14 protein-coding genes are annotated in these 13,050 nt (G+C 52.2%); 12 read left to right on the forward strand and 2 right to left on the reverse strand.

What is annotated here, in order from left to right:
- The first annotated feature begins 32 nt into the window (after positions 1 to 32).
- Genes J1836_RS10445 through cysE form a run of 3 tightly spaced genes read left to right on the forward strand, consistent with a single transcriptional unit; the run spans position 33 to position 3,769 of the window.
- The gene (locus tag J1836_RS10445; RefSeq protein ID WP_207251035.1) at positions 33 to 659 is read left to right on the forward strand and encodes a YkgJ family cysteine cluster protein; all 627 of its coding nucleotides are present in this window, start codon (positions 33 to 35) and stop codon (positions 657 to 659) included.
- Between the two features lie 3 nt (positions 660 to 662).
- Positions 663 to 2,969: a carbamoyltransferase HypF gene (hypF, locus tag J1836_RS10450; protein WP_207251036.1), complete on the forward strand. Its 2,307-nt coding sequence runs from the start codon at positions 663 to 665 to the stop codon at positions 2,967 to 2,969.
- Between the two features lie 41 nt (positions 2,970 to 3,010).
- A complete protein-coding gene (gene cysE / locus J1836_RS10455) occupies positions 3,011 to 3,769 on the forward strand; it encodes a serine O-acetyltransferase (RefSeq protein WP_207251037.1) in 759 nt (252 codons plus the stop codon).
- A gap of 12 nt (positions 3,770 to 3,781) precedes the next feature.
- Here the strand turns inward: cysE and J1836_RS10460 are convergent, their stop codons facing one another.
- Entirely contained in the window at positions 3,782 to 4,246 is a 465-nt protein-coding gene (locus J1836_RS10460; protein ID WP_207251038.1) for a hypothetical protein, read from the reverse strand.
- Positions 4,247 to 4,408: 162 nt separating this feature from the next.
- On the opposite strand from J1836_RS10460, the gene J1836_RS10465 reads away from it, so the two are divergent.
- The 8 genes from J1836_RS10465 to iscX are packed head-to-tail and all read left to right on the forward strand — an operon-like array spanning position 4,409 to position 9,839.
- Positions 4,409 to 4,882, forward strand: a complete 474-nt coding sequence (locus J1836_RS10465; RefSeq protein ID WP_207251039.1) for a Fe-S cluster assembly transcription factor — start codon at positions 4,409 to 4,411, stop codon at positions 4,880 to 4,882.
- Between the two features lie 21 nt (positions 4,883 to 4,903).
- A complete protein-coding gene (locus tag J1836_RS10470; RefSeq protein ID WP_278189476.1) occupies positions 4,904 to 6,127 on the forward strand; it encodes an IscS subfamily cysteine desulfurase in 1,224 nt (407 codons plus the stop codon).
- Between the two features lie 21 nt (positions 6,128 to 6,148).
- On the forward strand, positions 6,149 to 6,544 hold the full coding sequence (gene iscU / locus J1836_RS10475; protein ID WP_207251040.1) for a Fe-S cluster assembly scaffold IscU: 396 nt from the start codon (positions 6,149 to 6,151) through the stop codon (positions 6,542 to 6,544).
- 1 nt (position 6,545) lies between these two features.
- Entirely contained in the window at positions 6,546 to 6,866 is a 321-nt protein-coding gene (gene iscA, locus J1836_RS10480; RefSeq protein WP_202718029.1) for an iron-sulfur cluster assembly protein IscA, read from the forward strand.
- Positions 6,863 to 7,408: a Fe-S protein assembly co-chaperone HscB gene (hscB, locus tag J1836_RS10485; protein WP_242632793.1), complete on the forward strand. Its 546-nt coding sequence runs from the start codon at positions 6,863 to 6,865 to the stop codon at positions 7,406 to 7,408. Before iscA ends, hscB begins: the two co-directional genes overlap by 4 nt.
- Before the next feature lie 8 nt (positions 7,409 to 7,416).
- On the forward strand, positions 7,417 to 9,273 hold the full coding sequence (hscA, locus tag J1836_RS10490) for a Fe-S protein assembly chaperone HscA (RefSeq protein ID WP_207251041.1): 1,857 nt from the start codon (positions 7,417 to 7,419) through the stop codon (positions 9,271 to 9,273).
- Positions 9,274 to 9,284: 11 nt separating this feature from the next.
- Positions 9,285 to 9,623 carry an ISC system 2Fe-2S type ferredoxin gene (fdx, locus tag J1836_RS10495; RefSeq protein ID WP_207251042.1) on the forward strand — a complete coding sequence of 113 codons (339 nt, stop codon included), beginning with the start codon at positions 9,285 to 9,287 and terminating at the stop codon, positions 9,621 to 9,623.
- A gap of 12 nt (positions 9,624 to 9,635) precedes the next feature.
- Entirely contained in the window at positions 9,636 to 9,839 is a 204-nt protein-coding gene (gene iscX / locus J1836_RS10500; protein WP_207251043.1) for a Fe-S cluster assembly protein IscX, read from the forward strand.
- Here the strand turns inward: iscX and J1836_RS10505 are convergent.
- Positions 9,805 to 11,406 (reverse strand): M23 family metallopeptidase, encoded by a 1,602-nt coding sequence (locus J1836_RS10505; RefSeq protein WP_207251044.1) that lies wholly within the window; start codon positions 11,404 to 11,406, stop codon positions 9,805 to 9,807. The two genes, iscX and J1836_RS10505, sit on opposite strands and share 35 nt — an antisense overlap.
- A gap of 254 nt (positions 11,407 to 11,660) precedes the next feature.
- Between J1836_RS10505 and tyrS the strand changes: the two genes are divergently transcribed.
- Positions 11,661 to 12,860 carry a tyrosine--tRNA ligase gene (gene tyrS, locus J1836_RS10510; protein ID WP_207251045.1) on the forward strand — a complete coding sequence of 400 codons (1,200 nt, stop codon included), beginning with the start codon at positions 11,661 to 11,663 and terminating at the stop codon, positions 12,858 to 12,860.
- The last annotated feature ends 190 nt before the right edge of the window (positions 12,861 to 13,050 follow it).

A 13,050-nucleotide genomic window follows, 5' to 3' on the forward strand; every position in this document is an offset into this window, starting at 1 on the left:
ACACGCATTTGCTGAACCTCACCGGAGTCTGGATGAAACCCAAAAAAGCCGCTTACGGCAAACCCCAACGCCTCAAGTTTCCTGCTGACGAGGCGGCAAATACATGGCTGGGTTACGCCTTCGATGCTTATTATCGCGCTGATGTTGGCGTTGCCAAGGGTATCCAGCAAGAAGAGCGCAACGGTCGCAAACTTGCCTGCGCCAAAGGTTGTTCCAGTTGCTGCAAGAGCCATACCACCATTCCGATTTTCCCGCTGGAATTGCTGGGGCTGTATTGGTATGTCACCAAAATCATGCCCGCCGATGTTCGTACCCGTCTTAAACCGCAACTTGCCAACCATGTGGCAGGTCAGCCATGCCCGTTTCTGTTGGATGGTGCATGTGCTGTCCACCCCATGCGTCCGCTGGCGTGCCGCCATTTTAACGTCTTTGATCAAGTGTGTGCGGAAGGCGAAGATGCTTTTTATACGCGCCGCGAGGATGTGTTGACTCCGCTCAAAGTGCATCAGGATGCGGCTTACGAGGCAATGTTGCCGTTTCATGGCATGGTGACGCCGGAGCAGAAACAGGCGGCGATGCAGCAACATTATGTGCAACAACAGGCGCGGGTTTTGCAGGAAGTGGATTGGGCGCATTTAGCCGCACGGATTGAGTCATAGGTGATGAGTGCTTGCAGTATCCGCATCACGGGTTTGGTACAAGGTGTCGGTTTTCGCCCTAATGTCTGGCGGCTGGCTCAGGCTTGCAGTATTGCCGGAACGGTACGCAATGATAGCAGTGGTGTGCTGATCGAAGCGTGGGGTAATGAATCCGCACTGGCTGATTTCCAACAGCAATTGCGTACCGACATCCCGCCGCTGGCACGGCTTGATGACATCCTCGTCACGGCGCTGGATACTGCTTGCCCACACGACGATTTTCGTATTATCGCCAGCGCATCCGGCGAGATTCACACAGGAATTGTGGCAGACGCAGCAATGTGCCCTGCCTGCCGTGTGGATATTTTCGATGCAAGTAACCGCCGTTACCGTTACCCGTTTACCAATTGCACCCATTGTGGCCCCCGTTTGAGCATTGTGCGCACGATACCTTATGACCGTGCCAATACCAGTATGGTGGGTTTTCCGCAATGTCCCGAATGTTTGCGCGAATATACAAACCCCGCTGACCGACGTTTTCATGCACAACCGAATGCTTGCCCGACGTGTGGCCCCAATGTGTGGTTGGAAGATAGGGCGGGGCAGGGGATTGCACCAAGCGGAACAGAACGCGATTGCCTCGACACTGCCAACCACTTGCTACGCGAAGGTCACATTCTCGCGCTGATGGGCTTGGGGGGCGTACACCTCGTTTGTGATGCAACGAATGAAGTCAGCGTTGCCGAGCTTCGCCGCCGCAAACGCCGCTACCAGAAACCACTGGCGCTGATGGCGCGAGATGTGGATGTAATTCGCCAGTATTGCCACGTAACTGAAGCTGAAGCGGTGTTATTGCACAGCAAACACGCCCCAATTGTATTGTTAGAACGTAGGGTAGGTGGAGAGATACCCACCATCGGCTTCATGCTCCCCTACACGCCCCTCCACGCCCTACTACTCGCAACGTGGAATACGCCGCTGATCATGACTAGCGCCAACCTCAGCGAAGAACCGCAGTGCATCACCATCGCGGAAACCCGCCAGCGAATGCAGGGCATCGCTGACTACCTGCTATTACACAATCGCCCCATCGTGAACCGTGTCGATGATTCTGTCACCCGCATCCTCGCTGGCAAACCGCGTTTATTGCGCCGTGCGCGTGGCTATGCCCCCGAACCCATCACCTTGCCGTCGGGGTTTACCAATGCACCGCCACTCCTTGCAATGGGCGGCGAACTCAAAAATACATTTGCAATGGTACGCGACGGGCAAGCCATTCTTTCGCAACACTTGGGTGATCTTGAAGATGCGCGTACTTGGCGCGAATACACCCACACCTTGCAGCTTTACCGCGACTTGTTCCAGCATCAACCGCAAGCGATTGTGGTGGATAAACACCCCGGTTACCGTTCCACCCAACTGGGGCAGCAATGGGCGCGGGAACAAGGTTTGCCGCTGATTGAAGTGCAACACCACCACGCTCACGTCGCAGCTTGCATGGCAGAAAATGGCTGGGCTATGGATGGCGGCAAAGTGCTGGGCATTGTGCTGGATGGTTTGGGCTATGGTGATGATGGCACACTCTGGGGCGGTGAGTTTTTGCTGGCAGATTACCGTGGATACCAGCGGGTCGGGCATTTCAAACCCGTCGCCATGCCTGGTGGTACGCAAGCCATTGTGCAGCCGTGGCGCAATACGTGGGCGCATTTGCACGCTCTCGGCTGGGTAGAGGTTGCCGCCCATTTTGCTGATCTGGAACTGATACAATTCCTGCAACAACAACCGCTGGCAACGCTAGAAACCATGCTGGCGCGTGGTCTGAATTCGCCATTGAGCAGTTCCTGCGGGCGTTTGTTTGATGCGGTGGCGGCTGCGCTTGATTGCAGTCGTGCCAGCATCAGCTACGAAGGGCAAGCCGCCATCGAGTTGGAAGCCATTACTCCAGCGTGTTTGCTCAATATCGTTCCGGCTTACCCGTTTGCCCTCGCCAAGAATGCCGCTGACTGTTGGGAAATTGACCCTGCACCGCTATGGTATGAATTGCTCAAAGACCTGCAAACAGGCTATTGCCGCGAAGCTATTGCTGCGCAATTTCACCAAGGTTTAATCCACATTATTACCGAGTTGGCGCAGCGTTTGTGTGCGGAATATCCCGCCATTCAAGCTATCGCTTTATCCGGCGGTGTATTCCAAAACGCCATTCTGTTTAATGGCATCCAGCAACGGCTGGAAGATGCGGGTTTGCAGGTGCTGACCCATCAACACGTACCGTCCAACGACGGTGGTATTGCCTTGGGTCAGGCAGTGATTGGCGCAACTGCGCAGATGTAGGCATACTAAGCAGCCCAATTCGCCACAGCCTGAGGAATCGCATGTTCGAGCGTATCCGTGAAGATATTTACTGCATTTTTGACCGTGACCCTGCTGCCCGCAATGTGTTTGAAATTGTCACGACCTACCCCGGCTTGCACGCTATTTTCATCCATCACCTCAGTCATTGGTTGTGGCAACGCGGTTTCAAATGGTTGGCACGCGTGTTGTCGAATGTGGCGCGATTGTTCACGGGCATTGAAATTCACCCCGGTGCAACGGTCGGGCGGCGCTTTTTTATCGACCACGGTATGGGCGTGGTGATTGGCGAAACCGCTGAAATCGGCGACGATTGCACCCTCTATCACGGTGTCACCTTGGGCGGTACAAGCTGGCAAAAAGGCAAACGCCACCCCACGTTGGGCAATGATGTGGTGATCGGTGCGGGTGCAAAAATCCTAGGGCCGATCACCCTTGCCAGCGGTGCGCGGGTCGGCTCTAACGCGGTGGTGGTGAAAGATGTGCCAGAAGGGGCAACCGTCACTGGCATTCCGGGGCGTATCGTGACCCCGCGCAAGCCGCAGGAAAAACGCCGCGAAGAAATTGCGCAGAAAATGGGGTTCGATGCTTACGGTGCAACCCAAGACATGCCTGATCCGGTCGCGCATACGATGAATCGGATGTTGGATCATATTCACTTGATGGATGAACGCATGGATAAACTGTGCGAAGAAATCCAGCATTTGGGTGGGGTCGTGGAGGCAAAACCGCTGCCCGCTTTGCAAACTGAGCGGTTTGATGAGGAAGCAACAAGACCTTGATTGTCTGCATATTTATGGCGGAAATATGGGTATGTGCTTGTTGATATTGCCAATACCTTGCTGCATGTTGTAGACCGATAGGGTCATATTTTGGGTTGACGCGTCCATCTGTTGGGCAGTGCTTGCCATGCTGTGCAAGTTGTTATGTATGTTGTGAACATGGTGATTGATGGTATCTGCTGCTTGAACCATCTCCGTCATATTATTTTTGCTGGTTTCTATCTGCTTGGTGAGAACATCCAGATTAACCTGCACTTTAGTATGCATGTTTACCATGGTTTTTTGCATCTGGTGTATGTCCGTGGTTAACGATTGTATCAAGTAAAAACTATACGCTGCCCAAATAACAAAAGCAGTGATTGAGGGAAAGGCAACTGCCCGTAATACTTCAACAGCATAGAGTTGCTTGGCGTATAAATTTCGTCGCGCATTCTGCGATTGGATTTGCTTGCGCGGGCGGTTGTTGGCGTTTTCCATACGTTTATGTGTGTCGATATTGGCTATTATGTGCGTGATCTTACGTCATTATATGCTGCGTTGCACAAAATTTATTCCAAAAGGGATACATAAAACCTTAATACTTGACTAGTTTTGTCGGGTATTGGTAGGATGTGTGCAGCTTGAATGGAGAGCATCACTATGAAACTGACTACGAAGGGTCGCTATGCGGTGACAGCCATGCTGGATTTGGCCTTGCATAATGGGGATCAACCAGTGTCACTGGCAGAGATTTCTGAACGGCAGGATATATCACTTTCTTATTTAGAACAACTGTTTGCTAAACTGCGCAAAGCGGGTTTAGTGGTCAGTATGCGCGGCCCCGGCGGCGGTTATCAACTCAATGGCACGCCCGAATCCATTGTGATTGCTGACATTATCAGCGCGGTGGATGAAAATGTGGATGCGACACGCTGCGGTGGTTTAGGCGATTGCCAAGACAATAAACGCTGCTTAACCCACGATTTGTGGATGGACTTAAGCAACCAGATTCGCGTGTTTCTCTCGGAAATCACCCTCGCCGATATGACCGCGAAAATGGAAGTGCAAGCCACTGCCGCACGCCAAAATGATAAACGCATCGACTTCCGCGCCCACCATTCACATTCCCATTAATGCTAGTGCAGGACAAGCCCCATGAGTGAACTGAAAATGCCCATTTACTTCGATTACGCTGCCACTACTCCCGTAGACCCGCGTGTTGCCGAGAAAATGATGCAATACCTAACCCCGATGGGTGTGTTTGGCAATCCAGCGTCTAAAAGCCATTCGTTTGGCTGGGAAGCCGAAGCGGCGGTGGAAGAGGCGCGTGGCAACGTGGCTGCACTGATCAACGCTGACCCCAAAGAAATCGTGTGGACAAGCGGCGCGACCGAATCGAATAACCTTGCTATCAAGGGCGCGGCACATTTCAACGAGCGTCGCGGCAAACACATTATTACGTGCAAAACCGAACACAAAGCGGTGCTGGATACCTGTCGCCAATTGGAACGCGAAGGTTTCGAGGTGACGTACCTTGACCCCGAACCCAATGGTTTGATCGACTTGGCTAAGCTCAAAGCGGCGATGCGCGAAGACACCACCGTGGTTTCGATCATGCACGTCAACAACGAAACCGGCGTGATTCAAGACATCGCCGCCATTGGTGAGATGTGCCGCGCCAATAAAACCATCTTCCACGTTGATGCAGCTCAAAGTGCGGGCAAAGTCCCCATTGACATCGAAGCCCTGAAAGTGGATATGATGAGCTTCTCTGCTCACAAGATTTACGGCCCTAAAGGCATTGGTGCGTTGTACGTGCGTCGCAAACCCCGCGTGCGTATCGAGGCACAAACCCACGGCGGCGGTCACGAACGCGGGATGCGTTCCGGCACATTGCCCACCCATCAAATTGTGGGTATGGGTGAAGCCTTCCGCATTGCCAAGTTGGAAATGAACGCGGAAAATGATCGTATCCTAATGTTGCGCAACCGTTTGTACGACGGCTTGAAAGACATTGAAGAAGTCTACGTTAACGGTGATTTAGAACATCGCGTTGCGGGCATTTTGAACATCAGCTTCAACTACGTGGAAGGTGAAAGCCTGATGATGTCGCTGAAAGGGCTGGCAATGTCCTCCGGTTCAGCGTGTACCAGCGCCAGCCTTGAACCCAGCTACGTATTGCGTGCCTTGGGGCGTAGCGATGAATTAGCACACAGTTCCCTGCGCTTGTCGATGGGGCGTTTCAGCAAAGTGGAAGAGGTGGATTACGCGATTGAGCGCATCCGCGCTGCGGTTGAGAAACTGCGCGAACTCTCCCCACTGTGGGAAATGTTCCAAGAAGGCATCGACATTAGTAAGGTCGAATGGGTTTCGCATTAAGATTTCTACGAGGAATAAATCATGGCATACGGTGAAAAGGTCATTGACCATTACGAAAATCCCCGCAACGTCGGCAGCTTCAGCAAGGCTGACCTGAATATCGGGACGGGCATGGTAGGCGCTCCGGCGTGCGGCGACGTGATGAAGCTGCAAATCAAGGTGAACGACCAAGGCATTATCGAAGATGCTAAGTTCAAAACTTACGGCTGCGGTTCGGCGATTGCGTCTTCCAGTTTGCTGACCGAATGGGTCAAAGGCAAGACGTTGGAAGAAGCCAAGCTGATCAAGAATACTGACATTGCGGCTGAATTGGATTTGCCACCGGTGAAAATCCACTGTTCAGTATTGGCGGAAGACGCGATCCGCACCGCGATTGAAGACTACCAAAAGAAACAGCAAGAACAGGCAGGCGCATAAGATGATTACCTTGACTGAATCCGCTGCTACCCGCGTCAACAAGTTCATTGCCAACCGTGGCAAAGGCTTGGGTTTGCGCTTGGGTGTCAAAACCAATGGTTGCTCTGGGATGGCTTACGTCATGGAGTTTGTGGATGACCTTCAAGCCGAAGACACGGTGTTTGAAAGTCTGGGTGTCAAGGTGATTGTTGACCCGAAAGCCTTGGTGTATTTGGACGGCACGGAAGTCGATTATGCCCGCGAAGGTTTAAACGAAGGCTTCAAATTCACCAACCCCAACGAAAAAGCGCGTTGCGGGTGTGGTGAGAGTTTCACCGTTTGACGCTGCTGCCGGAGCTGCAACAGGATTACTTTACCCTGTTCGGCTTGCCCCAACAGTTTGCGGTGGATGGTGCGGCATTAAGCCAACGTTTCCGTGAACTGCAATCGCAATACCACCCTGATCGGTTTGCCAGTGGCAGCGATCAGGAACGGCGGCTGGCGGTGCAAATCACCTCCTTGCTGAATGAAGCGCACGATACCTTGCGGCAACCGCGCCTTCGTGCCCGTTACCTGTTGGTGTTGGCGGGTGTTGAAATCAACGATGACCGCGACACCTCGTCCGACCCTGAATTTTTAATGCAGCAGATGGAATTGCGCGAAGCGATCGAGGAAGCGGAAACGTCCGACGAGCCGTTTGAAGTGCTGGATACCCTCGGTACACAAGTGCGTTTGGCAATGCGCGATTTGGAAAGCGACTTTGCTGAACACTGGGAGCTGCAAAACCACGCGGCGGCTAAAGATGCAATGCTCAAAATGCGCTTTTTCGAGCGCCTGCTGGAAGACATTCGCGCCCGCGAAGAACGTCTCGAAGAAAGCCTCTAGGATTATTCATGGCATTACTGCAAATTTCTGAACCCGGCATGTCCACGACTGCCCACCAGCATCGTCTGGCGGCGGGCATTGACTTGGGTACAACCAATTCCTTAGTTGCCACGGTGCGTAGTGGGCAAGCGGATACGCTGGCTGATGCGCAAGGGCGGCATTTGTTGCCATCGGTGGTGCGCTATGTGGCGGATGCTATGCCTATCGTCGGGCATGACGCAAAAGCGGCGATTACCGAAGATCCGTTGAATACCATTGCGTCCGCTAAACGCCTGATGGGGCGCGGGGTGGAAGATGTGGTGCAACTGGGTGGGCATTTGCCGTACCAGTTTGTTACGGGGGAGTCGCGTGTGCCGCGCATCCATACGGCGGGCGGTGATGTTTCCTCGGTGGAAGTATCGGCGGAAATATTGCGCGTCCTCAAACGTCAGGCGGAAGATACGCTGGGTGGCGATTTGACGGGCGTGGTGATTACTGTTCCGGCGTATTTTGACGATGCGCAACGCCAAGCCACCCGTGATGCGGCAACGCTGGCGGGGCTGCATGTTTACCGTTTGTTGAATGAACCTACCGCAGCTGCTGTTGCTTACGGGCTGGATCAGGATGCGGAAGGCGTGATCGCGGTTTACGATTTGGGCGGTGGCACGTTCGATATTTCGATCTTGCGCTTGCACAAAGGCGTGTTTGAAGTCTTGGCAACGGGTGGCGATTCGGCGCTCGGTGGCGATGATTTCGATCATGTGATTGCGGAATGGCTGTTGCAAGTGTCGGGTTTGCAGGGCAGTTCTGACCAGAAAGTATTGCGCACAGCGTTGGTAGTAGCGCGGAATGCGAAGGAAGCGCTGACTACGGTTGAGACAACTCCCGTGGCATTAGGCGCTTGGCAGGGTGAGTTGACCCGTCACTACATGAATAAATTGATTGCGCCGTTGGTGAAGAAAACCCTAATGGCGTGTCGGCGTACTTTGCGGGATGCGAATCTCAGCAAGGACGAGGTGAAGGATGTCGTTATGGTGGGCGGTTCGACCCGCGTATTGGCGGTGCGTGAACAGGTCAGCGAATTCTTCGGCAAGCCGTTGCTGGTGAATATTGACCCTGATCGGGTAGTGGCGATTGGTGCGGCGATTCAAGCGGATGTGTTGGCGGGCAATAAACCCGATTCCGATATGTTGCTGCTCGACGTGATTCCGTTGTCGTTGGGGTTGGAAACGATGGGTGGTTTGGTCGAGAAGGTCATTCCACGCAATACCACGATTCCAGTGGCTCGCGCTCAGGAATTTACCACGTTTAAGGATGGGCAGACCGCTATGTCGATCCACGTCCTGCAAGGTGAACGTGATACCGTGGAAGCCTGTCGTTCGTTGGCACGTTTTTCACTGCGTGGTATTCCGCCGATGGTGGCGGGTGCGGCACGTATCCGCGTGACTTTCCAAGTGGATGCGGATGGTTTGCTGAATGTGACCGCGCAAGAGCAAACCACGGGGATTACGTCGGGCGTGGAAGTGAAGCCGTCCTACGGTTTGAGCGATACCGAAATTGAAACCATGTTGCGTGATTCCATGACGTATGCGCGTGATGATATGGAAGCGCGGCGCTTGCGTGAACAGCAAGTCGAAGCGGATCGTGCTATCGAGGCGTTGGATGCGGCATTGCTGGCTGACGGTGATGTGTTGCTGACGGCGGATGAGCGTAGCTATATTTTAACCTTCCGCGACAAGCTGGTGACGTTACGCCCCGGCAATGATTACCGTGCTATCGAAGCGGGTATCAAGGCGCTGGAAAAAGCGGCGGATGCCTATGTGGAACGTCGTATGAATGCCAGTATCCGTGCTGCGATGGCGGGTCATCGCGTTGATGAATTTTAAGGGGTAATACCATGCCGAAACTGATTTTTTTACCGCATGAAGACATTTGCCCAGAAGGGGCGGTGCTGGATGTTGCGCCAGGCACGAGCATTTGCGATGCGGCTTTGGAACATGGCATCCATATTGAACACGCTTGCGAGAAGTCTTGTGCTTGCACGACTTGCCACGTGTATATCCGTGAAGGGTTCGACACGTTGGCGGATGCGACCGACTTGGAAGAGGATTACTTGGATAAAGCGTGGGGGGTTGATCCTGATTCGCGCTTAAGTTGCCAAGCCAAAGTGGGGCAGGACGATTTGGTTATCGAGATACCGAAATACACCATCAATATGGTGTCTGAACATCATTAAGGGGAAGTGGTAATGGACGAACTGAAATGGACGGATACGCTGGAAATTGCGATTCAGTTGAACGACGCACACCCAGATGTTGACCCGCGTTATATCCGCTTCACTGACCTGCACACGTGGGTGCAGGCGTTAGACGGTTTCAGCGATAATCCTGACAAATCCAACGAGAAGATTCTGGAGGCTATCCAGATGGCATGGATTGAAGAGGCTGAGTAGCGAGTTTGCGCAGGTCAGCTAATTCTTGAACCATTGCGGAAGCACGGTTCTTGAATGCTTGCATTTCGTCGGCTGACATAATGCCCACTTGCGGTATTTCGACTGCCATTGGGTTTTGTGGCTCGCCATTCACGCGAAATTCGTAATGGACATGGTTGCCGGTGGATGTGCCGGTCGATCCGACATAGCCGATAATTTCCCCGCGCTTCACGGCGCTGCCGGGTTTGAAGTCTTCATTGAAGGCGGACATGTGACCGTAGCGTGTTGTGATATTGCCGTCATGGCGCAATTCTACCAAATTACCGTAACCACCTTGACGCTCCATCACTTTGACTGTGCCATCTGCGGTGGCGTGAATCGGCGTGCCGCGTGGCGCAGCAAAGTCTGTGCCTGCGTGGTTTTTGCGTAGGAAGAACACGGGGTGATTACGCATCCCGAAACCAGAACTCAAGCGTCCATCGGTGAGTGGTTTGCGGTCAAAGGCGGGGCGTTTCAGCTCGGTATCGCCGTCGGGGCGGAAATAATCCGTTCTGCCCTCAGCAAGGGTGAAACGTATCCGTTGATAGGTTTGCTTGCTAGTGGTGTATTCTGCCGCTAAGACTTTATCGGTGTAGATGCTTTCGCCTTGGTAGACGAAATCTTCAAAAATAACCCCGACTTTATCGCCCACTTTCACGCCTTTCTTGAAATCGACATCTTTTTGGAAGATTTGGCTGATTTGGCGAATGAGTGAAGTGCTTAAGCCAGCGGATTTACCGTCGCGTTGAATGGAGTGTTTGACGCTAAAAGCAATTTTGGCGTTGCGGCTTTCTAGGGCGGTGGTATCCCATTTGCCGACATAGCCATCATCTGTGACGGAAACGATGTAGGTTTCGTCTTTGCTTTTGGCATAGATGAGTTGTTGCAAGCTGCCATCGACAACCTGTGTGAAGAGGCGGCTGTCGGTTTTGAGGTGGTTGAGGGCTTGTTTGATCGCAGAATCTTCTAAGAGTTTTTGCGAGGTTTTAGTGAGTTCTAGTCCGCCGAGAATGGTTGCTAAGCTGTCATCAGCGCCAATGGTGCGCATGGACCAGTTGCCTTGTGTCGCATCGGGCAAGACATCCATCGCGTACCCTGAAAAGGATTCGACGGCAACGGCGGGTAAATTCAGGTCTTTGATGACTTGAGCCGGAGAGTTGTTGTCTAACAGTGGGTCTGTCAAATTGATGACTTGACCGTCTTTAGAGGTATTAATCATCGAGTAAACGGGCAAATTGCCGAGGGTTGCCAAGCCACACGCTAATAGCAGAGAGCGCGTTGCAAGGTAGCGCAGTGGTTTTCTGGTGGAAGTCGCTGCCATTTTCGCTTGAGTCTGGCGCGTTTTTTCTGGTTTTGGCTTCGCGGGTGTGAGCCTGACATTGGCAGGCGCGACCGGCTTGAAAAGATTCTTTACCGATGAGGGTTTGGAAGAGGATTTGGCTGACTCGGCTTTGTGATCCACGGGGATATATCCACCCGGAAAATCAAAGCCTTTCATGGCTTCATCCCAACTTTTCTTGGGTTGCGGCCTTCGTGTAGACGATGACAAGGTTTTCACTCCATACTTGTTATCAAGTGATGTATTTCTGTATAAAAATCAACACAGAAATCCGCTAATTCGGCGGAGGTTAGCGAGTATGTACTGAATCATTCCTGAACTCAATAGAGGTTGACTCACCACGCTTATCAGCCAAAAATGTCGACACTCTCTATGCTTGCTTGACCTTGCATCTGAGAAAACTGATAAACTTACTTCCCTATGTAGATCAAAATTAAAGAATTGTCAATTCTGGAGCATGTTAAATGGATGATGTTGCTGACCTCATGCAAGAGCTGGTACGTGGTTGCGAAGAGGTGCTGGTCGAAGCCGAATTGGTGGCGAAACTTAAAAAAGGTAAGCCACTTAGGATAAAAGCGGGTTTCGATCCAACTGCGCCTGATTTGCATCTAGGGCATACCGTGCTCATTAATAAGATGAGACAGTTTCAGGACGCGGGACACCAGATTTTATTTCTGATCGGTGATTTTACTGGGATGATCGGCGATCCGACGGGTAAATCGGCGACACGCCCCGCGTTGACTGCCGAGCAAGTGCAACAAAATGCGGTGACGTATCAGGAACAAATTTTCAAGATTCTTGATCCCGATAAAACAGAAGTTATGTTCAATTCAACGTGGATGAATCAGTTGGGGAGTGCAGGGCTGATTCAGTTGGCGGCGAAGCATACCGTGGCGCGAATGTTGGAGCGCGATGATTTCACTAAGCGTTATAAGTCGGGACAGCCGATTGCGATTCACGAGTTTTTGTATCCTTTAGTGCAAGGTTACGATTCAGTGGCGATGAAGGCGGATGTGGAACTGGGTGGGACTGACCAGAAGTTTAACTTGCTAGTTGGGCGTGAATTACAACGTCAATACGGGCAAGAGCAGCAGGTGGTCATGACCATGCCATTGCTCGAAGGCTTGGATGGCGTTAATAAGATGTCGAAGTCGCTGGGCAATTACATTGGTATTACTGACGCGCCTAACGATATGTTTGGCAAAATCATGTCGATCTCGGATGAGTTGATGTGGCGTTACTTTGAATTACTCAGCTTCCGTCCACTGACTGAACTTAAGCGTTTCAAGCAAGATGTAGAGCAGGGTGCAAATCCGCGTGATCTCAAGTTCCTGTTGGCGGAAGAATTGATCGCCCGCTTCCATAGTCAGGCGGCGGCAGTCGGGGCGCGTGAAGACTTCATTGCGCGTTTCCAGAAAGGCGCGATGCCGGATGAAATGGATGAAATTAGCCTCGTTGCCGAAGGCGCGGGAATGCCAATTGCCTCATTATTGAAAGCCGCTGGCTTGATTGGCAGTACGTCGGATGCATTACGGATGATTCAACAGGGTGGCGTGAAAGTCGATGGAATCAAGGTGGAAGACCGTAATCTTTTGATTGAAAAGGGAATCACGGCGGTCTTTCAGGTGGGTAAACGCAAGTTCGCTAAAATAACCTTGGCATAAGGTAAAAAACAGGTTGACGGGCTTAACCCAGCCTGTATAATGCGCCGCTCACTCAGGGCAAAAACGCTCTGAAACAAAAGCAGAATCAAGGACTTAGGGAATTGAATTTTGCTTTTAGAGTCCGAAAGAATTTTGAGAAAGTGTTTGACACGAACCTCGAAAGCCTTTAAGATTCGCCCCTCGCTGCTTA

This window comes from Thiothrix fructosivorans (assembly GCF_017349355.1).
Lineage (GTDB): Bacteria > Pseudomonadota > Gammaproteobacteria > Thiotrichales > Thiotrichaceae > Thiothrix > Thiothrix fructosivorans.